The following is a 22,852-nucleotide window of genomic DNA, read 5'->3' on the forward strand; positions in this document are numbered from 1 at the left end:
CCGTTTCTCCTCAGTACGCGAACGCGAGCTGCCGCTCGGCGTCCTCGGCGTCCTCGTCGACGGGCTTCTCCGGGGCGGGTTCCTCGGGCCCGGCCATCGCGTACGACCGCAGCAGCCGGAACTCGATGACGCCGAGCACCGCGTAGAGGAGCGTGAAGACCGTGAGCGAGGTCGCCACGGTGCCCGCCGAGACGCTCGGTGAGACACCGTCGGCGGTGCGCAACATGCCGTAGACCACCCACGGCTGGCGGCCCATCTCGGTGAAGATCCAGCCGAACGAGTTGGCCAGGATCGGCAGCGGGATCGCCCACACCCCGATCCGCCACACCCTGCGCGGCACGGTCTCGCCGTCCGGTGGTGCGAGCCGGCGCGGCCACAGCCCGCGGATCCACCGTCCGGGGCGGCCGGTGAGCACGAGCAGTGCCGCGGCCACGGCCGCTGCGAGTAGGCCGGTGCCGATCATCAGTCGGAACGTCCAGTACGCCACCGGGACGTTCGGCCGGTAGTCGCCCGGGCCGTACGCCGCTTCCTCCTCGCGCTGGACGTCGTTGATGCCCTCGACCTCGCCGTCCCAGGTCGCGGTCGCGAGGAACGAGAGCAGACGCGGGACGCGGACGCTGAACAGCTCGTCGGAACCGTCGAGCGAACCGATCGTGAAGATCGAGAACGACGCCGGAGCGACCGTGTCGTAGAGCGCTTCGGCCGCGGCCATCTTCATCGGCTGCTGCTCGGTCATGATCCGGGCCTGCATGTCACCGCTGATCACGACGCCCACCGCGGCCACCAGCATCACCCAGGACGCGAGCCGGAACGACGGGCGCATGACGTCCTGGTGCCGACGCCGGGCCAGGTGCCAGGCGGACACCCCGATCATCAGCGCCGCGCCGGTCATGAAGCAGGCGAACAGCACGTGCGGGAACGCCGAGAGCAGCGTCGAGTTCGTGAGCACGGCGACGAAGTCGGTCAGCTCCGCGCGGCCGCTGTCCGGGTTGATCCGGTACCCGACCGGGTGCTGCATCCACGAGTTGGCGGCCAGGATGAAGTACGCGGAGAGCATCGTGCCGATCGCGACGATCCACATGCACGCGGCGTGCGCCCACTTCGGGAGCTTGTCCCAGCCGAAGATCCACAACCCGAGGAACGTCGACTCGAGGAAGAACGCGAGCAGCGCCTCGATCGCCAGCGGCGCGCCGAACACGTCGCCCACGTAGCGCGAGTAGTCGCTCCAGGCCATGCCGAACTGGAACTCCTGGACCAGCCCGGTGGCGACGCCGATCGCGAAGTTGATCAGGAAGAGCTTGCCCCAGAACTTGGCGGCGCGCTTGTAGTGCTCCTTGCCGGTCCGCACGTACGCGGTTTCCAGGACCGCGACCAGCACCGAGAGGCCGATCGTGATCGGCACGAACACGTAGTGGTAAACGGTGGTGATGCCGAACTGCCACCGCGCGAGGTCGAGCTGGTCCATCCGCGCTCCCCGTCCAGCGAGTCGTCTACGCCATGTAGACAACTCCAGAATACTGCTGCGCTCAGAGACTCGAAACCGGCCTCTACCGCGTCGGTAGAGGCCGGTTTCGCGTCACTGAACTCAGCGGGAGAGGTTCGCGGCCAGCGTTTCGAGCACCGGGAGTGCTGCTTCGATCGCGGCGCGCTCCTCCGGAGAGAGCTGGTCCAGCTGCGCCTGCAGGGCCTTCGAGCGGATGCCGGCCAGGCGGGTCAGGAAGGTTTCACCGGCCTCGGTGATGCGCACCAGGTACGCGCGCCGGTCGGCCGGGTCGTTCTCCCTGGCCAGGAACTGATTGTTCTCCAGCAGCGCGACGATCCGGGTCATCGTCGACGGGGTCACGCCCTCGCGCAGCGCCAGGTCACCGGGGCGGATCGGGCCTTCCCGCCGGACGGTGGCCAGCGCGGCGACCGACCCGGGGCCGAGCTCGCTCGGCTCGGTGCGGCGCAGCGCGCGCGACAGCCGGGCGAGCGCGACCGGCAGCCGTGTGGTGACGCTCTCCTCCGCGGCCTCGTCGCCGGGGCCGGCCGTGGCACCGCACGTCGGGGCGGTCATGACGTCGCCTTCGGTGGCACTGCATCCTCCACGTGATCCGGGCCACCACCATCATGACCGCCCCGGCCACGAACACGACCACCAGCCCGCGCGGATCACCGCCGCGGTGTTCGGGATCCCGCGAATGATCGCGGGCGACGAGCTCCGGCCCGCGTGTTTCTCAGCCCACCAGGCCGACCCGCGCGGCGACCGGCGCCCCCGTGCCGCCGGTCACCACGTGGACCAGCGCGCCGAGAGCGGTCCGCCCGTCCACCGTCAACAGCTGGCCACCCGGCCGCCGGACCGCCCGCACCGGCACCCGGAGCAGGTCGGCCGCGCGCAGCAGCGTCGACGCCGACCACGGGTCACCCACCCGGACCGCCAGCCCGTCCGGGCCGCCCCGGCCCGGTCCGACCGCGAGCAACGCGGCTCGCCAGGCCGCCGCCGCGATGACCAGCTCCCGTCGCCGACGCGAGGCCGCGGTCGGTGCCGCGCTGCCCGCGGGCACGACGGCAACCGTCCGGAGCGCGGTCGCCCCGGCCGACGCCGAGCGGGTGAGCACCTCCTGCACCTGCGCGCCCGCCTCGGGCGCGACCGTCACCCGATGGATCTCGTAGCGGTGGCGCCCACCCTGATACCCCGAGTCCACCGCGGCGGACGGGGCGATCGCGGCCAGCGTCGATACGAGCCGCTGCGCGGCGGCGTCGGTGTCGAATTCGGCGAGAAGACCCGGCTCGCCCGCCCAGGTCTCCGGCCGGGGATGGTGCACGGTCGGCCGGGTTCCCGGGGAACGGCAGATTCCGGGCCGGGCCGCCGTCCGGACGAGCATGGCCGCTTCGAACGGCGCCCATGCCGGATCCAGCGGTGCGCGGACCATCGCTGCGCGCAGCGCGTCCACCTCCGAGCGGATCATGGTGACCTCCCAGCCCTCTGGCGTCCACGGCCCCCGCTGACGGAGAGCATCCGCGCAGCGTCACCCGGAGGCCGCAGATCTGAGCAAGTCTTGAGGAGTCCGTTTGAAAGCGGCTAACCATCGAAATCCCTAAGAAACAGCGGTCACTCGCGTCCCACCCCCTGTTGACGTCAGGTTTCGGACCCGCCGGGATCGGCGGAACCATTAGCGTGACCGCGTGAGTTCCGACGCCGGTTACAGCGGCACGCCGCTGCCACGCAAGCTCGGCGTGAAGTCCGGCCACTCGGTGCTGCTCGACAACGCGCCTGCCGACTTCGCGCTGGCTCCGCTGCCCGACGACGTCGAGGTGGATCGCACCCCGGTCTCGGACCAGCCCTACGACGTCGTCCTGCTGTTCTGCCCGGACGAGGCGACGCTGCGCGAGCGGTGGCCAACCGTCCACCAGCGCACCACCGCCGCCGGGGCGCTCTGGGTCGCCTGGCCGAAGCGGGCCGCCAAGATCCCCACCGACCTCGACGAGAACGTCGTCCGGGACTACGGCCTGGCCAACGGCCGGGTGGACACCAAGGTCTGCGCGGTCGACGGCACCTGGTCCGGCCTGAAGTTCGTGATCCGCCTCGCCGATCGGTAGACCGTTGCGCCCTCACCAGCACCCCGGCCGGATCGTGGTCAACAACTTGACCAAACGCTTCGGCGCGATCCGCGCGGTCGACAACCTCTCGTTCACGGTCGAGCCCGGCACCGTCACCGGCTTCCTCGGCCCGAACGGCGCGGGCAAGACGACCACGCTGCGGATGCTGCTGGGCCTGGTCGCCCCGACGCACGGCTCCGCCACGATCGGCGGTCACCGCTACGCCGACCTCCCCCGGCCGGTGGAGGTCGTCGGCGCGGCGCTGGAGGCGTCCGGCTTCCACAAGCGCCGCACCGGGCTCGCGCACCTCCGCGTCCTCTGCGCGGCCGCCGGCCTGCCCGCGCGGCGCGCGGACCAGGCGCTGGAGCTGGTGGGGATGGGACCGGCCGCCGGCCGCCGGGTCGGCGGTTACTCGCTCGGCATGCGCCAGCGGCTCGCGCTCGCGCAGGCGCTGCTCGGCGATCCCGGCGTGCTGATCCTGGACGAGCCTGCCAACGGCCTCGACCCGGCCGGGATCAGCTGGTTGCGCGAGCTGCTCCGCTCGCTGGCCGCCGCGGGCAAGACCGTCCTCGTCTCGTCCCACTTGCTCAGCGAGGTCGAACAGACGGTGGACGACGTCGTCATCATCGCGGCGGGCCGGAGCGTCCGGCAGGGACGCGTCGCCGAACTCAAGGCGGAGGCGCACTCCGGCGTCCGGGTCCGCACACCGCACGCCGACCGGCTCGTCCGAGCCCTGCCCGGGGTGCCGGTACGGGCGGCGGGTGAGCCCGGCCTCCTGATGATCGAGCGGGTAGCGGCCGCGGACATCGGCCGGGTGGCGCTGGCCGCCGGGGTGGAGCTGCACGAGCTGACACCGGTCCAGTCCGACCTGCAGGACCTGTTCCTCGCGCTGACCAACCACACCGCGGGGATCCGTTGATGAACACAGTGCGTTCCGAGCTGCTGAAGATCCGGTCGCTGGCGGTCGGCTGGGCCACCGCGTTCGGCGTGCTGCTGGTGACGCTGCTCGCGCTGCTGTTCTGGTACCTGCTCCTGCAGGCCCAGGACGTGGCCGCGGACGACATGGCGGACGTGAAGCAGAGCGTGTTCACCGCAGGCCAGTACTTCGGGCTGCTGCTCACGATGATCTTCGGCGTCACGATCGTCACCAGCGAATACACCCATCAGACGATCACCTCGACGTTCCTCGCCACGCCCCGCCGCAGCCGGGTCGTGCTGGCGAAGATCACCGCCGGGCTATTTTTTGCACTCTCTTTCTTCGCGATCAGCACCGTGCTGGCGGTCGGCGGCGGAACCGCGATGCTGCTCTCGCTCGGCGTCCCGGCCGGAACCGAACTGGGCACCGCACTCGGCGCGGTGGCCCTCAACGCGCTGGCCTACGTGATCTGGATGATCTTCGGCGTCGGCCTCGGGACGATGATCCGCAACCAGGTCGTCGCCGTGGTCGCCGCGATCGTCCTGTACCTCGGCGAGCTCGGCTCCGGGTTCGTGTTCCCGCAGCTCGCGGCCGCTTTCGAGCAGGACTGGATCCGCAGCCTTCAGTACTACCTCCCGGGCGGCGCGTCCCGCGCGATGACGTCGGTGATCCCGCTGGAGGATATGCCCGCCTGGTGGATCGCCGCGCTCGTCCTGCTCGTCTACGGCGTCCTCACCACCGCCTACGGAACGCTGATCACGGCGGCGCGCGACGTCAGCTGACACGCCGCGAGCACTGAACCGATTCGGCTGGGCGGGACCCCTGAGAACCGAGTGTCGTGTTGCACTCGAAATCCCTTCCGCTGACCGGGCGCGCTCAGCACTCAATAGCGCTGCGGCGTAGCCTGGTCAGTTGCGGCGGCGGGGTTACCGTGCCGTGGGTGGGCTCCTCCGGAACCCCCTCGAAAACGAACGAACCGTACGCACGAGTAGCTGAGAAGAAGGCGAACACGCGGCCGTGTCGACGCAGAGCAGCACCTCAACGCAGACCGAGGATTCCCTGGCGGCCTTCGGGGCCAACGAATGGGTGGTCGAGGAGATCTACCAGCAGTATCTCGCCGACCCTGCCAGCGTCGATCCGGCCTGGCACGAGTTCTTCGCCGATTACAAGCCCACCGGCGCGGGCAGCCCGAGCGGTCCGGCCACGACCGAGAACAGCACCGCCCCGGCGGCGGACCGTGCGGACGGGCGGGCCGGCGGCTCCACGTCCTCGTCGAACGGTGGGGCACCGTCCCCGGCGACGCTCGCGAGCAAGGCCGCGCCGAAGCCCGCGCCTCCCAAGCCTGCCCCGAAGCCCGGGCCGGCCGCGTCGGCGGCTGCGAAGCCCGCGCCTCCCAAGCCCGGCCCGGCCAAGCCGGCCCCCGCGAAGCCCGCCCCGGCCCCTGCTCCGGCCGCCAAGGCTGCGGAGCCGAAGGCCGCCGAGCCGGAGAAGACCGGCCCCTCCACCAAGCCGATCCGCGGCGCTGCCGCGCGGATCGTCCAGAACATGGAGGCGTCGCTCGAGGTCCCGACCGCCACCAGCGTGCGGGCGGTCCCGGCGAAGCTGGTGGCTGACAACCGGATCGTCATCAACTCCAACCTGGCCCGCTCGCGGGGCGGGAAGGTCAGCTTCACGCACCTGATCGGCTGGGCCCAGGTCAAGGCCGTGATGTCCCACCCGGAGATGAACAACTCCTACACCGAGGTGGACGGTAAGCCGGCGCTGCTCGTGCCCGACCACGTCAACCTCGGGCTCGCGATCGACCTGCAGCAGAAGGACGGCAGCCGCTCGCTCGTCGTCGCCAGCATCAAGAAGTGCGAGACGCTCGACTTCTCGCAATTCTGGCAGGCCTACGAGGACATCGTCCGCCGCGCCCGGAACGGCAAGCTGACCACCGACGACTTCGCCGGGACCACGATCAGCCTGACCAACCCCGGCGGCATCGGCACCGTCCACTCGATGCCGCGGCTCACCAAGGGCCAGGGCACGATCCTCGGCGTTGGCGCGATGGAGTACCCGGCCGAGTTCTCCGGTCTGTCCGAGGAGCAGCTGGCGAACAGCGCGATCAGCAAGGTCATCACGCTGACCAGCACCTACGACCACCGGATCATCCAGGGCGCGCAGTCCGGCGAGTTCCTCAAGCGGATCCACCAGCTGCTGCTCGGCGCCGACGGCTTCTACGACGAGATCTTCGCGTCGCTGCGCATCCCGTACGAGCCGGTCCGCTGGGTCCGCGACGTCACGACGATGCACGAGGGCGAGATCGACAAGACCTCGCGCATCCTCGAGCTGATCCACTCCTACCGGGTCCGCGGCCACCTGATGGCCGACACCGACCCGCTGGAGTACCGCCAGCGCCGCCACGCCGACCTCGACATCCTCGAGCACGGCCTGACGCTGTGGGACCTCGACCGCACGTTCCCGGTCGGTGGCTTCTCCGGCCAGCGGACGATGAAGCTGCGCGAGATCCTCGGTGTGCTGCGTGACTCGTACTGCCGTCGGATCGGCGTCGAGTACATGCACATCCAGGAGCCGGTCGAGCGGGCCTGGATCGCGAAGCGGGTCGAGGTCAAGCACTCCAAGCCCGACCCCGAGACACAGAAGCGCATCCTGGCCAAGCTGAACGAGGCCGAGGCGTTCGAGACGTTCCTGCAGACGAAGTTCGTGGGGCAGAAGCGGTTCTCGCTCGAGGGCGCCGAGGCCGTGATCCCGCTGCTGGACGAGGTGCTCCAGGCGTCGGCCGAGGACGACATGGACGAGCTCGTCATCGGCATGGCGCACCGCGGCCGGCTGAACGTGCTGACGAACATCGTCGGCAAGCCGTACGAGAAGGTGTTCAACGAGTTCGAGGGCAACATGGACCCGGAGTCCACCCAGGGCTCCGGCGACGTGAAGTACCACCTGGGCGCGGAGTCGAAGTACACGACCCCGGACGGCCAGCACACGATCAAGGTCTCGCTGACCAGCAACCCGAGCCACCTCGAGGCGGTCAACCCGGTCCTTGAGGGCATCGTCAGGGCCAAGCAGGACCTGCTCGACAAGGGTCTCGAGGGCTACACGGTGCTGCCGGTGCTGCTGCACGGCGACGCCGCGTTCGCCGGCCAGGGCGTGGTCGCCGAGACGCTGAACCTCTCCCAGCTGCGCGGATACCGCACCGGTGGCACCGTGCACGTCGTCGTCAACAATCAGGTCGGTTTCACCACCGCCCCGGCCTACTCCCGGTCGAGCTTCTACTCGACCGACGTGGCCCGGATGATCCAGGCGCCGATCTTCCACGTGAACGGCGACGACCCGGAGGCCTGCGTCCGCGTGGCGCGGCTGGCGTTCGAGTACCGGCAGGCGTTCCACAAGGACGTCGTCATCGACCTGGTCTGCTACCGGCGCCGGGGGCACAACGAGGGGGACGACCCCTCGATGAGCAACCCGGAGATGTACGCGATCATCGACAACAAGCGCAGCGTCCGGAAGCTCTACACCGAGGCCCTGATCGGGCGCGGCGACATCACGGTCGAGGAGGCCGAGGAAGCCCTCAAGGACTTCCAGGGCAAGCTCGAGCAGGTCTTCCGCGCGACGAAGGACTCCACGCAGACGTCGCGCCGGGAGCCGAAGCTGCAGCCGAACCCGTCCGAGCAGATCGTCGACACCGCGGTGCCGCTCGACCTGCTCCACCGGGTCGGCGACGCGCACGTGAGCTACCCCGAGGGCTTCCACCCGCACCCGCGGGTCAAGCCGCTCATGGAGAAGCGCCAGAAGATGACCCGCGAGGGCAACATCGACTGGGCGTTCGGCGAGATCCTCGCGCTCGGCACGCTGGTGGCGCAGGGCAAGGTCGTCCGGCTGGCCGGTCAGGACTCCCGCCGCGGCACGTTCGTCCAGCGGCACTCGGTGCTCATCGACAAGGAGAACGGCTCGGAGTTCACGCCGCTCGACCTGCTCGGTGCGCGGAACGACCAGGGCACCGGCCGGTTCTTCGTGCACGACTCACTGCTGTCGGAGTACGCGGCGATGGGCTTCGAGTACGGCTACTCGCTGGCTCAGCCGGACGCGCTGGTGCTGTGGGAGGCGCAGTTCGGCGACTTCGTCAACGGCGCCCAGACCGTGATCGACGAGTTCGTGTCCTCGGGTGAGGCGAAGTGGGGCCAGCGGTCGAACGTCGGCCTGCTGCTGCCGCACGGCCAGGAGGGCCAGGGCCCGGACCACTCGTCCGGCCGCATCGAGCGCTTCCTGCAGATGTGCGCGGAAGACAACATGACGGTCGTCGACTGCACGACGCCGGCGAACTGGTTCCACCTGCTCCGCCGGCAGGCGCTGTCGGGCATCCACCGCCCGCTGGTCGCGTTCACGCCGAAGTCGCTGCTGCGGCACCGGGCCGCGGTCTCGCCGCTGGAGGAGTTCACCGAGGGCAGCCGCTTCCAGCCGGTCATCGACGACCCGGGGGTGGACGGCGTCAAGCCCGACCCGGCCAAGGTCAAGCGCGTGCTGCTCTGCTCCGGCAAGGTCTACTACGACCTGGCCGCGGCGCGGGCGCAGCGCAAGCTCGACGACGTCGCGATCATCCGGCTGGAGCAGCTCTACCCGCTGCCGGTCAACGAGGCGCGGGCGGCGCTGGACCGCTACTCGAACGCCGAGGACCACGTGTGGGTGCAGGAGGAGCCGGCGAACCAGGGCGCCTGGAGCTTCGTCGCGCTGAACCTGCTGGAGCAGCTCGAGGGCATCCGGCTGCGTCGGGTCTCGCGCAAGGCCGCCGCGTCGCCGGCCGTCGGGTCGAGCAAGGTGCACGAGCAGGAGCAGAAGGCCCTCATCGAGGCCGCGCTACCCACCAAGGGCTGAGCGTGTACTTCACCGACAAGGGCATCGAGGAGCTGGCTGAGCGTCGCGGCGAGGAGACCGTGACGCTCGGCTGGCTCGCCGAGCAGCTCCGCGACTTCGTCGACCTCAACCCCGAGTTCGAGACCCCCGTCGAGCGGCTCGCGACGTACCTCGCGCGGTCCGACGAGGACGACGAATAACCGGATGCGTTCCTGGTCCGCATCGGCCGCCGCACTCGCCCTGAGTTTCGCTCTCGGCGGGTGCGGCGTTTTAGGGTCCGACGCCGAGGATTCCCCGGCCACGGCGTCTCCGGCACCCTCGGCGACCGAGACGCGCGAGGGCCGGTTACTGACCGCGGACGAGGCGGAGGGTGTGCTTCCGTCCGTCCACGAGATCGGGGGCACCGGGTGGACCACCGATCCCGGGCGGCCGCGCACCACCACCGGTAGCGGACGTCCTTCGGCTTACGTCAGCGGCACGTCGGCCGACCCGCCGGTGTGCCTGCCGCTGCTCGATCCGGAGGTCGACCGGAACCGGCGGCTGGCGGCGGTCGAGTCCGAGGTCTCGTTCTCGAAGACGACCGCGACCGGTACTCGGACGACGGTCACGTTCATCGTCGAATCCTGGCGGAACGCCGCGGACACCGTCCGGCCGTCGGAGGCTGACGTGCTGGCCGGTCAGTGCGGCTCGTTCACCGGCCGGGACTCGAGCGGGACGTTCCAGGTGACGGCCGCCCAGATGCGCCCGTTACCGCTCGGCCGCGAGCAGTGCGCGTTCCGGCTGACGCTGACGGTGAAGGGCGTGCCCGTCCACGTCACGACGTTCGAGGCGAAGATCGACCGGAACGTGATCACGATGATCCATGTCGGCACGGAGTTCGAGGACCCGCTGGAGACCTACTGGCCGACGCTGGAGAGGCTGCGCGGGCGGCTGGCCGCCTGACTCCGGCCCAGCGATTTTGGGCACCGAGCACAAGTGGTTGCAGGATGCTGCGCAATCACCAATGGCAGGGTCCACTATGGTGCGCCGACATGTTCACTCGAACGAGTTTGTTGATCGCCGCCGCGGTTGCCCTGAGCGCCGCGCTGGCCGGATGCGGAAGCGAGAACGACAGCGCGGACACCGCCGACAAGCCGGCGACCTCCGCGTCCCCGACGGGTGGTGCTGAGAAGCCCGAGGGCCGCCTGCTGACCGCCGCCGACGCGAAGGCGGCACTCCCCGCGATCTCCGAGCTGCCCGGCAGCGGCTGGACGACCGCCCCCGCCTCCACCGAAACCACCGAACCCAAGGTGACGCCGGAGAAGTGCTCCCCGGTGATGAACGAGATCTCCACCGACTACACCGGCTACAAGTCGAAGCTGGCAGCCAGGGAGAACATCACGTTCACGAACGAGGCCGCCGGCCAGACCGAGCTGCTGTTCGAGGTGGCCTCCTGGACCAACGAGGCCGACAGCCAACTGCCGCTCACCGCGGCGCAGCTCGTCGAAAACTGCAAGACGTTCTCCGCCACCGAGGAGGGCCTGACGCTGGAGTTCACCGCCGAGACGCTTACGCCGCTGCAGATCGGTGAGCAGCAGGCCGCGGTGCGGCTCGCGGCCGAATTCCAGGGCACCAAGATCTACCTGACGGTCTTCGAGGCGAGGATCGGCCACAACCTGATCAGCATGGTCCAGACCAGCCCCGACCCCACCGACAAGTCGAACGAGTACAAGCCCCTGGTCGAGTCGATCGTGACGGACCTGCAGAAGACCGCCTGACACTCGCTACCGACCGCTGTCGACCGTGGAGCCCGCCGGTGTACGCCGACGGGCTCCACTGATTGCCGGACCCTGTGTCACTCCTGTGAGAGCAGACCACTACCGTGACTGAGTGTTCACTCGCACCAGCGTGTTCGTAGCCACCGTCTGCGCCTTGACTCTCGCACTCACGGGATGCAGCGACGACTCCGACTCCGCCACGAAACCCGCCGCCGTCGACCAGCCGGCGCCCTCCGCGTCGCCCAGCCCGTCCGAAGCCCCCGAGGCCCGGCTGCTCACCGCCGCCGAGGCCAAAGCCGCGCTTCCCGCCCTGACCGACCTGCCCGGCAGCGGCTGGAAGGCGACTCCGGTGCCCGCTGAGGACGGAGACTCCCAGGTCGAACCGGCCTCCTGTGCCCCACTCTGGAACCAGGTGGCCACCGACTACAGCGGCTACAAGCCGAAGATCGCGGTCATGGAGAACACCGGCTACACCGCAGAGGCCCCCGGCTCGTACACCGAGGTCCTCTTCGAGGTCGCCTCCTGGACGAACGCCGCCGACAGCGCCCTGCCGATCGAGGCAGGCGCGTCCGCCGACCAGTGCGCGTCGTTCTCCGCCACCGAGCCCGACGGCACCTACCCGGTGACCGCGAAGAAATTGACGCCGCTCGCGCTGGGCGAGAAGCAGTCCGCGATCCAGTTCACAACCACCGTCGAGGGGATTACGGTCTACTTCTCGCTGTACCAGTTCGCGGTGGGGCACAACCTCGTCTCGGTGCTCCAGAGCAGCACCGGGGCAGACAATCCCCAGACGACCTTCGAGCCCGTCATCCGAGGCATCCTCGCCGATCTGAAGAAGGCCTGACGGCTGCGGATCGGGCTCGTCGCGGCGAGCCCGATCCGCTTCGGCTCACGGGGTGACGATGACCTTGCCGAAGACGTCGCCGCTGTTCAGGTGCGCGAACGCGTCGCGGGCGTTCGCGAGCGTGAACGTGGAGTCGATGATCGGGCGCAGGCCGGTGCGGGCGCACAAATCGAGCAGCCCGGCCAGCTCCTCCCGCGATCCCATCGACGTCCCCAGCACCGAGATGTTGTGGAAGAACAGCCGACGCAGGTCGAGCCGCGGCAGGTGGCCCGAGGTCGCACCGGACACGACCAGCCGACCGCCCGGCTTCAGCGACTTCTGCGAGTGGTCGAACGTCGCCTCACCCACGGTCTCGATCACGCAGTCGACGCGCTGCGGCAGCCGTGCACCGCTCTCCAGCGCGATCGCACCGAGCTTCTCGGCCCGCTCCCGCTTCGACGCGTCGCGGCTGGTCGCGTAGACGGTGGCCCCGAGCGCCACGCCGATCGCGATCGCGGCGGTCGCTACACCGCCCCCGGCGCCCTGCACCAGCACCGACGACCCGGCGCCGACCTGCCCGCACGAGACGAGCATCCGGTACGCGGTGAGCCACGCGGTCGGCAGGCACGCCGCCTCGGCGAACGAGAGCTCGGCCGGCTTGGGCACCAGCGACTCCCGCGGCACCGCGACCTTCTCGGCCAGCGTCCCCTGGAACTTCTCGGAAAGGATCGACGTCTTCCCGGTCGCGGGGTCGGCGACCACCGAGTAGATGACGACCTCGTTGCCGTCGGGGTCGCGTCCGGCGGCGTCGCAGCCGAGAATCATCGGCAGCGCGTCTGCACCGAGGCCGACGCCCTTGAGCGACCAGAGATCGTGATGGTTGAGAGCGCTGGCGACGACGTCAACGATCACCCAGCCGTCGGGAGGCGTCGGATCCGGCACTTGACCGGTCTCCAGCGCGGACAGCGGATCGGCGTCATCGATACGAGCGGCGTATGCGGCGAACACGACCTGACACTACCGGCGGGTAGTCTGGTCGGGTTGTGAACCGTCACACGTATCGGCACGTCCTCGGGCACTTCGCGACCGGCGTCGTGATCGTCACCGCCGCCACCGCGCCCGGCCCGGTCGGGCTCTCGATCAACTCGTTCACCGCGGTCTCGCTGGAGCCACCGCTCGTCGGGTTCTTCCCCGCGGTGACGTCCCGGTCGTGGCCGTCGATCGAACAGGTCGGCGCGTTCTGCGTGAACGTGCTCGCGGTCGACCAGGAGGCGCTGGCGCGGCGGTTCGCCGGAGCGGTCGCCGATCGGTTCGCGGGCGTCGGATGGCGTCCCTCGCCCGTCTCTGGTGCGCCGGTGCTCGACGGCGTCATCGCGTGGATCGACTGCATGCTGGAGTCGGTGCACCCGGCCGGGGACCACGTGTTCGTCACCGGTCGGGTCAGCGCGTCCGGGCTCGGCGCCGACAACGACCCGCTGGTGTTCGCGCACGGCCGCTACCGCCGGCTCGCGCCCCCAACGGGCTGAAAGCTTTGTCGACGCATCCGCCTACGGGGTCAGTCTGCTGCCGCGAACACCTCGGCGATGAACGGCCGTAGCACCCCGACGACGTCCTGTACGGCGTGCGACGTGTCACCGCTGGCCACCGTCGCGTGGCTGATCGCCAGCCGGACGATCGTCTCCGCGAACACCCGCACGTCCGCCGCGGCGAGCGTCGGCCAGTGCGCGCCGATCACCGCGATCAGCCGTTCCCGCGCCACCTCGATCACCGGCAGGCCCTGGGTCGTGACCAGCGGCAGCAGGTCGCTGCTGCCATCACCGCAGAGGATCGCCTTCACCATCAGGTTGTCGGCGGCACCGGTGAGGAACGCGTCGAGCGCCGCCTCCACCGCCGCGTAGGGGTCGTCGGCGTGCGCGGCGACCGCGCTCTCGACGCTGCCCAGGAAGCGGTCCGCCTCGCGGAGGATGTAGTGCTGGGCCAGTTCCTCGCGGGAGCCGAACAGCTGGTAGACGGTCTGCCTGCTGACCCCGGCCGCGTCCGCGACGTCGGCCATCCGGGTCTGTTGCCAGCCCCGGTCGCGCACCAGCACCTCGACGGCGTCCAGCACGGCCTCGCGCATGCCTGCGCGAGCCCGTTCGACGTACCGGCGCCGACCCTCGGAAGACTGTGCGCCTCCCAAGGGCCCCGCGCCGACGAACTCGTCCGTGCTCAAGGGGCTTCCGCGGCGAGGGCACCGCCGGGCCGGGGGCCGTACCGCGCGAGCAGCTGGGCCCGGGCGGGCTGATGCAGGTTCGCCTGGTCGAGGTCGCCGCCGTAGTGGGCGATCACCCGCGGATCCATGATCCGGCGCCAGAGCGGGGGAAAGAGCGCCACGACGATCATCGTGGCATAGCCCGCCGGAAGCTGCGGTGAGGTGTCGAACGTCCGCAGGATCTGGTACCGCCGGATCGGGTTGGCGTGGTGGTCGCTGTGCCGCTGCAGCTGGTAGAGGAACATGTTGGTGACCAGGCGATTCGAGTTCCAGCTGTGCTGCTCGTCGACTCGCTCGTAACGTCCGCTCTCGCCCACCCGCTGCCGGCACAGGCCGTAGTGCTCCAGGTAGTTGACGACCTCCAGGAACGAGAAGCCGAGCACCGCCTGGGCGATCAGGAACGGGATCAGCCCCGGTCCGAAGGCGACGGTGAGCACGACGAACAGCGCGAGCGTCATCGCCCATGCGTTCAGCACGTCGTTGCGCCAGGACCAGCGGTTGCGCTTCCGCAACGCGAATCGGCTGCTCTCGAGGTGCCACGCCGACTTCAGGCTGCCCCACACCGTCCGGGGCCAGAACCGCCAGAAGCTCTCCCCCAACCGGGAGCTCGCGGCGTCCTCGGGAGTGGCGACCCGGGTGTGGTGACCACGGTTGTGCTCGACGTAGAAGTGCCCATAGGCGGTCGGCGCGAGCGCGATCTTCGACAGCCAGCGCTCCAGGCTCTCGCGCTTGTGCCCGAGTTCGTGCGCGGCGTTGATCGCGATGCCGTTCACGGTGCCGATCGAGACCAGGACGCCGAGCAGGCCGACCCATCCGAGGTCACCCTGCTGCCACTGCCAGGACCCGAGTACCAGGCCACCGAGCTGGAGCGGCAGGTAGAGGTAGGTCAACCAGCGGTAGTAGCGGTCGGACTGCAGCGTCTTCGCCGCGTCCTCGGGCGGGTTCCCGACGTCGTCACCGCCGACCATGTCGACCAGTGGGATCAGGACGAAGACCAGGCCTGGCGTGAGCCACCACCAGCCCTCGACTCCGGTCTGCGACACGATCCCGTAGCTCAGGAACGGCAGCATCGGAACCATGATGGCCGACGGCCACAGGTACCGGCGGCCGTCGCGCCACGAGATTCTGCTGGTTTCGGTCGACATTGTGCTGGGTCCTCTCCGGTGAGGCGGGAGTCGGACCTCGACACCGCTCAATGGCATCGAGTCGCTGGTTCGACTGTGGCAGCGATCACCCGCGCTGACAAGAGGCTCGGAAATGTCAGCGGAACTGTCACGATCCGGATCTGTGTCATCGACCGCGACAGGCGCTACTCTCCGGTACACGTGACGGCTGCCACACCCTCGGAGGGACCATGACCGCACCGGGAAACCAGGGACCGTACGCCGCGACCGGACGCCCACCGTCCGCTCCGTGGGTCGGCGCACTCTCGACCGGCCTGACGTTCCTCGGCGCGGCCTGGATCCTGGCGTACACGCTGCTCTCGGTGCCGGCGCTGGAGGCACTGGGCGCCTGGAACTACATCGGCGTCATCGGGCTGGTCGTCGTGGTGACGCTGCTCGGCAAGGCGTGGCACGGCCAGGACTACGAGCGCCCCACGCGTACGTCCCGAGTCTAGAAACGACAAAGGACGCTCCGCCGCGCGGCGGAGCGTCCTCGTGGTTTTCAGACGCGGGCGACGCCGTCGGCGCGGGCTGCGGCGGCGACGGCCGCGGCGACGGCGGGAGCGACGCGGGGGTCGAACGGGCTCGGGATGATGTGGTCGGCCCGCAGTTCGCCGGCCACCACCGCGGCGAGCGCCTCGGCGGCCGCCAGCTTCATGCCCTCGGTGATCGCGGTCGCCCGGACGTCGAGCGCGCCACGGAAGATGCCCGGGAACGCGAGCACGTTGTTGATCTGGTTCGGATAGTCGCTGCGCCCGGTCGCCACCACCGCGGCGTACTTGTGCGCGACGTCCGGGTGCACCTCGGGGTCGGGGTTGGCCATCGCGAAGACGAAGCTGTCCGGCGCCATCGTCGCGACCGCGGACTCCGGCACCTTGCCCGCGGACAGCCCGATGAACACGTCCGCGCCCTTGAGCGCCTCCTCGATCGAGCCGGTGATCGCCGCCCGGTTCGTGATCGCGGCGAGCTCGCTCTTCACCGGCGTGAGGTTGTCCCGGCCGACGTGGATGACGCCACGGGAGTCAGCCACCGCGATGTCACCGACGCCTGCCGACAGCAGCATCTTCGTCACCGCGACGCCGGCCGCGCCCGCCCCGGAGACCACGACCCGCAGATCGGCGAGTCTCCGGCCGGTGAGCCGGGCGGCGTTCTGGAGCGCGGCGGTGGCGACGACGGCGGTGCCGTGCTGATCGTCGTGGAACACCGGGATGTCGAGGCGCTCGGCCAGCATCGCCTCGACCGCGAAGCACCGCGGCGCGCTGATGTCCTCGAGGTTGATGCCGCCGAACGATGGTGCCAGCCGAACGACCGTCTCGACGATCTCCTCGGGGTCGGTGGTGTCGAGACAGATCGGGATCGCGTCGATGCCGCCGAACTTCTTGAACAGCACCGCCTTGCCTTCCATCACCGGCATGGCGGCCTTCGGGCCGATGTTGCCCAGGCCGAGGACGGCGGTGCCGTCGGTCACCACGGCGACGGTGCGGGACGCCCAGGTGAACTCGTCGAAGAGGGCAGGCTCGGCCGCGATCGCGCTGCAGACCCGGGCGACGCCCGGCGTGTACGCGATCGAGAGGTCGTCGCGGTCGGCGAGCGGAATCGTCGCGGCGATCTCCATCTTGCCGCCCCGGTGAGCGGCGAAAACGGGGTCGGGACCGTCACCGGTCTCCAGCGCGGAGGTATCGATGGGTAGGGCGCTCACGGGGGCTCCTCGACTTCGGGTGTGCGGCGGCGACGACGAGCACGGCTCATCGCCCGGCAGTGCGGCATGACCCCACGGTCGTGGGTGCGGCGTCGCGTCACCCGGGGGTCGCCCGGAGATAACACAGGATTCTCGCACGGGTGAATCGATCAGGTGTACCACGTGCTGGGACGGAGTGCGGTGATTCACTCGGTCCCGGCGAGATCCCTCCGACTCAGAATACCGACGCGACGGAGGGGCCAGCAGCGCGCCACGGCCCGCCCGTAGACCTCGGCCGGGCCGTAGCGGCGCGAGTCGTCGGCGACCGCTTCGTTGTCCGAGGCCAGCCACCAGCCACTACCCGCCCGGCGGACCGCCCGCTTGACGACGAGCAGCTCAGGGCGGGCGGGAAAGGCGCCGACGACGACGTCGCCGGCGCGGATCCGGCGGGTGCGGCGCACCAGGATGTGGTCGCCGTGCCGCAATGTCGGAACCATCGACGGACCGCTGACGAGGATGTGCACCCACCGCGAGCGTCCCAGCGACCGCTCCGCGGCCGTTCCGGACTCCGGCGGCCCGGAATCCGGCGGTAGTGATGCGGCCCCCGGCTGGGCCATCCGGTACCACCGGCCCTTCCGTGCTCGAAACCGTCCGCAGAACACCTGCCCGCGTCGAAAGCGCGCCGGTGAACCGGGAGTAGGGTTCGGGCTGTAGTCGTTCGTCGGACGCATCATCCCACCGGAGGACTGAGACCATGCGGTTGCCGCGCTTCCTCGCGCCGCGCACTGTCGCACATGCCCACTGCGACCTGCCCTGCGGCGTCTACGACCCGGCCCAGGCCCGGATCGAGGCGCAGTCGGTCAAGGCGATCATCGAGAAGTACCAGGGGAACGAGGACCCGGTGTTCCGCACCAGGGCCATCCTCATCAAGGAACAGCGGTCCGAGCTCGTCAAGCACCACCTGTGGGTGTTGTGGACGGACTACTTCAAGCCGCCGCACTTCGAGAAGTACCCGCAGCTGCACCAGCTGTTCAACGAGGCCACCAAGCTGGCCGGTGCGGCCGGCGGCAAGGGCACGCTGGACGTAGCGGTCGCCGACCAGCTCCTCGGCAAGATCGACGAGATCGCCGAGATCTTCTGGGAGACCAAGAAGGCGTGACGGCCGACGACCAGGCGCCGGCTGCCTCCACCTCGGTGGGGGCAGCCGGCGTTTCTCATTCGGCCGTGCTCTATCTGGTGCGCCACGGCGAGACCGAGTGGTCGAGGTCCGGTCAGCACACCAGCCACACCGACCTCCCGCTGACCGAGACCGGCGAGGCCGTCGCGCTGGCGTTGAAGCCGGTGCTGGCCTCGGTTCTCGGCGGGCGGCCGCCGGCGTTGGCGCTCTCCAGCCCGCTGCAGCGCGCGCGCCGCACCGCGGAGCTGGCCGGCGTCCCGGTCGAGCTCGACGAGGACCTCCGCGAGGTCGACTACGGCGACTACGAAGGCATCACCACGCCGCAGATCCGGGAACGCGACCCCGGCTGGACGGTCTGGACCGGTGCGGTGCCCAACGGAGAAACCGCCGAAGAGGCAGGCAGGCGGATCGACCGGGTTCTCGACCGAGCCCGGAAAGCGCTGCCGAACGGGCACGTCGTGCTGTTCGCGCACGGCCACATCCTGCGGGTGTTGACCGCACGCTGGCTGGGCCTGCCCGCATCCGAGGGGCGGCTGTTCGCGCTCGACACCGCGACGATCGGCGTCCTGGACACCGAGCACGACCGACCGGTCGTGCGGCGCTGGAACGCGCCGGCGGCGTGGTGAGCTGGCGGGTTCGTGAGGCGACCCCGGACGACGTCGCCGACATCGTGGCGATGGTGCACGAGCTGGCCGCCTACGAGAAGGCGCCGGACGAGTGCACGCTGACGGTCCCGCAGCTCGAGACGGCCCTGTTCGGGCCGTCTCCGGCGCTGTTCGGGCACGTCGTGAGCCGGGCGGACGATGATGCCGTGGTGGGCTTCGCCGTGTGGTTCTTGAACTACTCCACCTGGCGTGGCGTCCACGGGATCTACCTGGAGGACCTGTACGTCCGGCCGGAGGCGCGCCGCGGCGGCGCCGGCCGTGCTCTTCTCTCCCGCCTGGCGCAGATCTGCGTCGAACGCCGGTACGCCCGGCTGGAGTGGTGGGTACTGGACTGGAACACCCCCGCTCGGGACGCGTACGCCGCGATGGGGGCGAACGCGCTCACCGAGTGGATCCCGTACCGGGTCGACGGCCAGGACCTCCTCCGCCTGGCCGGCGGCTGACCGATCCGACACGCCGGGCGGAATCGGCTTCGGCGGGCGTGTCGACCGCGTCTGTCGACACCGATCACCACCGCTACTCGCGTGTGGACTCCCCTCCGACCCCACCGAGCCGTAAAGTGCGGGCGGGGGAACACCGCATAGCGCGACAGAACACCGCACGGCGACGGCGCACGGGGAGGGGTGGCGTGGAGGCGAGGGCAGCTCACCACAGCGGCGGCGCCGCAGCCGGCCGGGCAGCGAGCCCCGGCGTCCGACCATCCGCTTCCGGCGCGCTCCTCGCCGGCTACGTCCCCGGTTCGCGTGCACCGGGAGACCCCGCCACCGGGCCGAGCACCTCGAACCGGCCCAGCACCGCGAAGGGGGACAGTGTGGAGGGCGACCCGGACATCGTCCTTCTGACCCTGCCCGCGAACAGCGTTTACCTCTCGGTGCTGCGTACCGCCACCGCCGGCCTCGCCGCTCGGCTGCACTTCACGCTCGACGAGATCGAGGATCTGCGGATCGCGGTCGACGAGGCGTGCGCGATGTTGCTGAACGGCGAAGAGCTCCCCGACTCCGAACTGCACTGCCGCTTCACCCTCACCCCTGACGAGATCGCCGTCACCGTGACGCTCCCCGGCGTCCGCCGCAGTCTGCCCCCGCAGAACACCTTCGCCTGGCAGGTGCTCACCGCACTGACCGGCGAGGTGGACGCCGAGGTCAGCAACGACCAGCTCACCATCGGGCTGGTCAAGCGGCGGAGCCGCGCCTCGTGAGCAGCGCGCGACGCCCGGGGGCCGGAAGCCGGAACCCCTCCTCGGATCCCGTGGTACGCCCGGTCGGCCGTCGGACCGGCCGGCCCGACGCCACCCAGCACGACCCGTCCCGGGTGCCGGTTCCGGCCGGTCCGGCCGACGACCGCACCACCGACGAGGGCCCGGCCGACGAGGGCCCGGCCGACGAGCGTCCCCCGCTACGCCGAGCGCCGATGCGGCGCCGGGCCTCGTCGGCGGATCCGGCCGACGCCGCCGACGGGTCGGACGTCGCCCACACCGCTGCGGAGCGGGACCGGCACGCGTCGCACGAGCTGTTCCGCCGTCTGCAGGCCTGTGTGCCGGGCAGCCCGGAGTGGCGGGTGCACCGGGACGAGTTGGTGCGGCGCCACCTGCCGCTCGCCCACTACCTGGTGCGGCGGTTCGCCGGGCGCGGTGAACCGATGGACGACTTGATCCAGGTCGCCACGATCGGCCTGATCAAGGCTGTGGACCGCTTCGACCTCGAACGCGGGGTCGAATTCTCCACATATGCGACCCCTACCGTCGTCGGCGAGGTCAAGCGACACTTCCGCGACCGGGGCTGGGCGATCCGGGTGCCGCGGCGAATGCAGGAGCACACGCTGGCGGTCTCCCGGGCGACCGGCGACCTGTTCGGCCGACTCTCCCGCTCCCCCACGATCGCCGAGCTCGCCGGGTACACGCACCTGACCGAGGAGGAGGTGCTGGAGGCGATCGGGTCGGCGCACGCGTACACGACCGTCTCGCTCGACGTCGAGCTGGCGGACGACTCGCCCGGCGGCGCCGCCCACCCGGCCGCCGGGGACGCTCAGGTGGCGCTGGAGAACGTCGAGCACCGGGCGTCGCTGCGACCGTTGCTCAACCGGCTCAACCCGCGGGAGCGACAGATCCTCGCGCTGCGGTTCTTCGCGAACATGACGCAGTCAGAGATCGCCGCCGAGATCGGCGTCTCACAGATGCACGTGTCCCGGTTGCTCAGCCGGACGTTGGCACACTTGCGTGAGGGTCTGGGACACCCAGAGTAGTGGCTGTTTCGTCACCGTCCGTAAACGGTGTTCAGGCAGTCAAGGCCTGCCGGGACGCCGGGGCGACCACCAGTGCGACGCAGGCGATCACAGAGAGCCCGATCAGGCCGCCGAGCACCTTCACCCAGGCGTCGCTCTCACCGGTGACCATGAAGAACACCACCGGGACCGCGCACAGCTGGAGCGCGACCGCGAGCCCGCGGCCGGCCAGCCGACGGTGGATCAGCAGCCGGCCGGCGTAGTAGAGCGCGGCGGCCGCGACCAACGGCCCCGCGATGATCCAGGCCGCCCATTCGAGCTGGTCGGTGCCGTCGCGCACCAGGCCGACGATCTCCGCGACGGCGAGCACGGCGACCAGCACCGCCTGGATCCAGAGCACGAGGACGCCGACGCGCAACGTCAGCGGGCCGTCGTCCGCGAGAACGTCGGGGGTCGCGGGCTTCGGGGCGCCTGTCCCGGCGACCGGGTCTGGGCGGTCAGTCACAGCTCAAGCCTACCGACAAGTAGAGTCGCCACTATGCGTGCACTTCTGGTGGTCAACCCTATCGCCACGACCACCCGGCCACGCACTCGTGAGGTGTTGGTCTCAGCGCTGTCGGCCGAGCTCGACCTGGAGATCGCGGAGACCACCCACCGAGGGCACGCCATCGAGCTCGGGACCCGTGCCGCCCGCGAGCACTACGACGTGGTGGTGGCGCTCGGCGGCGACGGCACGGTCAACGAGGTCGTCAACGGCCTCCTCGTCGACGGGCCGCGCGACGACCTCCCGGCGCTCGGGGTGGTACCGGGTGGGTCCGCGAACGTGTTCATCAGGGCGCTCGGCGCTCCGCGGGACCCGGTCGACGCCACCGGTCTGCTGCTCGAAGCCCTCCGGGCCAACCGCCGACGCTCGATCGGGCTCGGCCAGGTCAACGACCGCTGGTTCATCTTCTGCGCGGGCTTCGGCCTCGACGCAGCCGTCGTCGGCCGGGTGGAGCAGGCACGCAGTCGCGGCCGGACCGCGACGCCCGGCCTGTACGTCCGGTCGGCGGTCGCCCAGTACTTCCGGGGGCCGGAGCGCACCACGACGAGCATCGAGCTGAAACTCGACGCCCCGCCGGCGGATGCCGCGGACGGCGTCGGCGCCGAACCGAGTGGACGGTTCGCCGCGGTGATCGTGCAGAACTGTTCGCCGTGGACCTATCTCGGACCGCGCCCGGTGAATCCGTGCCCCGAAGCGTCGTTCGACGCGGGTTTGGATTTGCTGGCGCTGCGCGCGCTCGGGTTGCCGAGCACGCTCCGAACGGTCTGGCAGATCCTTTCGCCGCAACCGGATCCGCACGGCCGCCACATTCTCCGCGAGCACGACCTGTCCGGGTTCGTGCTCCGTTCGGACGCCGCGCTGGCCGCCCAGGTCGACGGTGACTACCTCGGCGAACTCTCCGAGCTGCGATTCACGGCGGTGCCGAACGCACTTCGCGTCGTGGTGTGAGACACGTTTTTTCGCATCACTGAACGACGGACCTTAAAACTTCCTCGTGCGCGAACGTTTTAGGCGTTAAGAAGCGCGGAACCCCCCGCCGCATGAGCGTTCATGACAGTGAGGGGCGTTACGGACCTGACCGGCAGGACGCGGTTCAGTAGAGAACTCTCCTGTGGTTCAGGGTGGTCAACCGACATCCGTGACACCCGGCGCTAAACACACCACGTGTCGACGCCGAGCGTTGCGGGCGCGGGCGGTGGCTGCGGAGCGTAACACTCGCCGCGGTTTGCAC

25 protein-coding genes are annotated in these 22,852 nt (G+C 70.2%); 16 read left to right on the plus strand and 9 right to left on the minus strand.

Going from position 1 to position 22,852, the window contains the following annotated elements; all coding sequences use genetic code 11:
- Positions 1 to 10: 10 nt before the first annotated feature.
- From BUB75_RS17635 to BUB75_RS17645, 3 genes are all read right to left on the minus strand, one after another.
- Positions 11 to 1,465: a cytochrome ubiquinol oxidase subunit I gene (locus BUB75_RS17635; protein ID WP_073258573.1), complete on the minus strand. Its 1,455-nt coding sequence runs from the start codon at positions 1,463 to 1,465 to the stop codon at positions 11 to 13.
- Positions 1,466 to 1,585: 120 nt separating this feature from the next.
- Positions 1,586 to 2,056 (minus strand): MarR family winged helix-turn-helix transcriptional regulator, encoded by a 471-nt coding sequence (locus BUB75_RS17640; RefSeq protein WP_073258575.1) that lies wholly within the window; start codon positions 2,054 to 2,056, stop codon positions 1,586 to 1,588.
- Between the two features lie 160 nt (positions 2,057 to 2,216).
- Positions 2,217 to 2,948, minus strand: coding sequence for a hypothetical protein (locus tag BUB75_RS17645; RefSeq protein ID WP_073258577.1), 732 nt, complete (start codon positions 2,946 to 2,948; stop codon positions 2,217 to 2,219).
- 217 nt (positions 2,949 to 3,165) lie between these two features.
- On the opposite strand from BUB75_RS17645, the gene BUB75_RS17650 reads away from it, so the two are divergent.
- The 8 genes from BUB75_RS17650 (at position 3,166) to BUB75_RS17680 (ending at position 11,944) form a co-directional block, all read left to right on the plus strand.
- Positions 3,166 to 3,579 (plus strand): DUF3052 domain-containing protein, encoded by a 414-nt coding sequence (locus BUB75_RS17650; protein WP_073258579.1) that lies wholly within the window; start codon positions 3,166 to 3,168, stop codon positions 3,577 to 3,579.
- Positions 3,580 to 3,583: 4 nt separating this feature from the next.
- Positions 3,584 to 4,498, plus strand: a complete 915-nt coding sequence (locus BUB75_RS17655) for an ABC transporter ATP-binding protein (RefSeq protein ID WP_218617592.1) — start codon at positions 3,584 to 3,586, stop codon at positions 4,496 to 4,498.
- Positions 4,498 to 5,277 carry an ABC transporter permease gene (locus BUB75_RS17660; protein WP_084741422.1) on the plus strand — a complete coding sequence of 260 codons (780 nt, stop codon included), beginning with the start codon at positions 4,498 to 4,500 and terminating at the stop codon, positions 5,275 to 5,277. Before BUB75_RS17655 ends, BUB75_RS17660 begins: the two co-directional genes overlap by 1 nt.
- A gap of 235 nt (positions 5,278 to 5,512) precedes the next feature.
- Positions 5,513 to 9,364, plus strand: coding sequence for a multifunctional oxoglutarate decarboxylase/oxoglutarate dehydrogenase thiamine pyrophosphate-binding subunit/dihydrolipoyllysine-residue succinyltransferase subunit (locus BUB75_RS17665; RefSeq protein ID WP_073258585.1), 3,852 nt, complete (start codon positions 5,513 to 5,515; stop codon positions 9,362 to 9,364).
- Between the two features lie 2 nt (positions 9,365 to 9,366).
- Entirely contained in the window at positions 9,367 to 9,543 is a 177-nt protein-coding gene (locus BUB75_RS46280) for a DUF6104 family protein (RefSeq protein ID WP_178379900.1), read from the plus strand.
- A 4-nt stretch (positions 9,544 to 9,547) separates the two neighbouring features.
- Positions 9,548 to 10,285, plus strand: coding sequence for a hypothetical protein (locus tag BUB75_RS17670; protein ID WP_073258587.1), 738 nt, complete (start codon positions 9,548 to 9,550; stop codon positions 10,283 to 10,285).
- An 89-nt stretch (positions 10,286 to 10,374) separates the two neighbouring features.
- Positions 10,375 to 11,100, plus strand: a complete 726-nt coding sequence (locus BUB75_RS17675) for a hypothetical protein (RefSeq protein WP_143175271.1) — start codon at positions 10,375 to 10,377, stop codon at positions 11,098 to 11,100.
- 154 nt (positions 11,101 to 11,254) lie between these two features.
- The gene (locus tag BUB75_RS17680) at positions 11,255 to 11,944 is read left to right on the plus strand and encodes a hypothetical protein (protein ID WP_143175272.1); all 690 of its coding nucleotides are present in this window, start codon (positions 11,255 to 11,257) and stop codon (positions 11,942 to 11,944) included.
- A 45-nt stretch (positions 11,945 to 11,989) separates the two neighbouring features.
- Here BUB75_RS17680 and BUB75_RS17685 read toward each other — a convergent pair whose 3' ends face one another.
- Positions 11,990 to 12,931 (minus strand): zinc-binding dehydrogenase, encoded by a 942-nt coding sequence (locus BUB75_RS17685; RefSeq protein WP_073258594.1) that lies wholly within the window; start codon positions 12,929 to 12,931, stop codon positions 11,990 to 11,992.
- Positions 12,932 to 12,966: 35 nt separating this feature from the next.
- On the opposite strand from BUB75_RS17685, the gene BUB75_RS17690 reads away from it, so the two are divergent.
- On the plus strand, positions 12,967 to 13,449 hold the full coding sequence (locus tag BUB75_RS17690) for a flavin reductase family protein (RefSeq protein ID WP_073258596.1): 483 nt from the start codon (positions 12,967 to 12,969) through the stop codon (positions 13,447 to 13,449).
- Between the two features lie 29 nt (positions 13,450 to 13,478).
- Here the strand turns inward: BUB75_RS17690 and BUB75_RS17695 are convergent, their stop codons facing one another.
- Both BUB75_RS17695 and BUB75_RS17700 read right to left on the minus strand, forming a co-directional pair.
- Complete coding sequence (locus tag BUB75_RS17695) at positions 13,479 to 14,135, minus strand: TetR/AcrR family transcriptional regulator (RefSeq protein ID WP_073258598.1); 657 nt, start codon at positions 14,133 to 14,135, stop codon at positions 13,479 to 13,481.
- Positions 14,132 to 15,319 carry an alkane 1-monooxygenase gene (locus BUB75_RS17700; RefSeq protein ID WP_073258600.1) on the minus strand — a complete coding sequence of 396 codons (1,188 nt, stop codon included), beginning with the start codon at positions 15,317 to 15,319 and terminating at the stop codon, positions 14,132 to 14,134. Before BUB75_RS17700 ends, BUB75_RS17695 begins: the two co-directional genes overlap by 4 nt.
- 209 nt (positions 15,320 to 15,528) lie before the next feature.
- Here BUB75_RS17700 and BUB75_RS17705 point away from each other — a divergent pair, with 209 nt between their 5' ends.
- Positions 15,529 to 15,792, plus strand: a complete 264-nt coding sequence (locus tag BUB75_RS17705) for a cell division protein CrgA (protein ID WP_073258603.1) — start codon at positions 15,529 to 15,531, stop codon at positions 15,790 to 15,792.
- A gap of 47 nt (positions 15,793 to 15,839) precedes the next feature.
- Here BUB75_RS17705 and BUB75_RS17710 read toward each other — a convergent pair whose 3' ends face one another.
- Entirely contained in the window at positions 15,840 to 17,036 is a 1,197-nt protein-coding gene (locus BUB75_RS17710; protein ID WP_073258605.1) for an NAD(P)-dependent malic enzyme, read from the minus strand.
- Positions 17,037 to 17,221: 185 nt separating this feature from the next.
- Positions 17,222 to 17,632, minus strand: coding sequence for a S26 family signal peptidase (locus BUB75_RS17715; RefSeq protein WP_084741427.1), 411 nt, complete (start codon positions 17,630 to 17,632; stop codon positions 17,222 to 17,224).
- 137 nt (positions 17,633 to 17,769) lie between these two features.
- On the opposite strand from BUB75_RS17715, the gene sodN reads away from it, so the two are divergent.
- The 5 genes from sodN (at position 17,770) to BUB75_RS17740 (ending at position 21,098) form a co-directional block, all read left to right on the plus strand.
- Positions 17,770 to 18,174 (plus strand): superoxide dismutase, Ni, encoded by a 405-nt coding sequence (gene sodN / locus BUB75_RS17720; protein WP_073258607.1) that lies wholly within the window; start codon positions 17,770 to 17,772, stop codon positions 18,172 to 18,174.
- 65 nt (positions 18,175 to 18,239) lie between these two features.
- Positions 18,240 to 18,818, plus strand: coding sequence for a histidine phosphatase family protein (locus BUB75_RS17725; protein ID WP_073259138.1), 579 nt, complete (start codon positions 18,240 to 18,242; stop codon positions 18,816 to 18,818).
- Positions 18,815 to 19,300 (plus strand): GNAT family N-acetyltransferase, encoded by a 486-nt coding sequence (locus BUB75_RS17730; protein ID WP_218617594.1) that lies wholly within the window; start codon positions 18,815 to 18,817, stop codon positions 19,298 to 19,300. Before BUB75_RS17725 ends, BUB75_RS17730 begins: the two co-directional genes overlap by 4 nt.
- A 368-nt stretch (positions 19,301 to 19,668) precedes the next feature.
- On the plus strand, positions 19,669 to 20,055 hold the full coding sequence (locus BUB75_RS17735; protein WP_073258611.1) for an ATP-binding protein: 387 nt from the start codon (positions 19,669 to 19,671) through the stop codon (positions 20,053 to 20,055).
- Between the two features lie 50 nt (positions 20,056 to 20,105).
- Positions 20,106 to 21,098 carry a SigB/SigF/SigG family RNA polymerase sigma factor gene (locus BUB75_RS17740; protein WP_218617596.1) on the plus strand — a complete coding sequence of 331 codons (993 nt, stop codon included), beginning with the start codon at positions 20,106 to 20,108 and terminating at the stop codon, positions 21,096 to 21,098.
- A 31-nt stretch (positions 21,099 to 21,129) separates the two neighbouring features.
- On the opposite strand, the gene BUB75_RS17745 is transcribed toward BUB75_RS17740, so the two are convergent.
- On the minus strand, positions 21,130 to 21,582 hold the full coding sequence (locus BUB75_RS17745; protein ID WP_073258615.1) for a hypothetical protein: 453 nt from the start codon (positions 21,580 to 21,582) through the stop codon (positions 21,130 to 21,132).
- Positions 21,583 to 21,615: 33 nt separating this feature from the next.
- Between BUB75_RS17745 and BUB75_RS17750 the strand changes: the two genes are divergently transcribed.
- A complete protein-coding gene (locus BUB75_RS17750; RefSeq protein WP_073258617.1) occupies positions 21,616 to 22,569 on the plus strand; it encodes a diacylglycerol/lipid kinase family protein in 954 nt (317 codons plus the stop codon).
- Positions 22,570 to 22,852: the final 283 nt, after the last annotated feature.

Source organism: Cryptosporangium aurantiacum (assembly GCF_900143005.1).
Taxonomy (GTDB): Bacteria; Actinomycetota; Actinomycetes; order Mycobacteriales; family Cryptosporangiaceae; genus Cryptosporangium; species Cryptosporangium aurantiacum.

Excerpts from the sequence above, each read along its gene's own strand:
- BUB75_RS17635 (WP_073258573.1), bottom strand. The coding sequence starts at position 1,465 with ATGGACCAGCTCGACCTCGCGCGGTGGCAGTTCGGCATCACCACCGTT.
- BUB75_RS17640 (WP_073258575.1), bottom strand. The coding sequence starts at position 2,056 with ATGACCGCCCCGACGTGCGGTGCCACGGCCGGCCCCGGCGACGAGGCC.
- BUB75_RS17645 (WP_073258577.1), bottom strand. The coding sequence starts at position 2,948 with ATGATCCGCTCGGAGGTGGACGCGCTGCGCGCAGCGATGGTCCGCGCA.
- BUB75_RS17660 (WP_084741422.1), top strand. The coding sequence starts at position 4,498 with ATGAACACAGTGCGTTCCGAGCTGCTGAAGATCCGGTCGCTGGCGGTC.
- BUB75_RS17670 (WP_073258587.1), top strand. The coding sequence starts at position 9,548 with ATGCGTTCCTGGTCCGCATCGGCCGCCGCACTCGCCCTGAGTTTCGCT.
- BUB75_RS17675 (WP_143175271.1), top strand. The coding sequence starts at position 10,375 with ATGTTCACTCGAACGAGTTTGTTGATCGCCGCCGCGGTTGCCCTGAGC.
- BUB75_RS17700 (WP_073258600.1), bottom strand. The coding sequence starts at position 15,319 with ATGTCGACCGAAACCAGCAGAATCTCGTGGCGCGACGGCCGCCGGTAC.
- BUB75_RS17705 (WP_073258603.1), top strand. The coding sequence starts at position 15,529 with ATGACCGCACCGGGAAACCAGGGACCGTACGCCGCGACCGGACGCCCA.
- BUB75_RS17715 (WP_084741427.1), bottom strand. The coding sequence starts at position 17,632 with ATGGCCCAGCCGGGGGCCGCATCACTACCGCCGGATTCCGGGCCGCCG.
- sodN (WP_073258607.1), top strand. The coding sequence starts at position 17,770 with ATGCGGTTGCCGCGCTTCCTCGCGCCGCGCACTGTCGCACATGCCCAC.
- BUB75_RS17750 (WP_073258617.1), top strand. The coding sequence starts at position 21,616 with ATGCGTGCACTTCTGGTGGTCAACCCTATCGCCACGACCACCCGGCCA.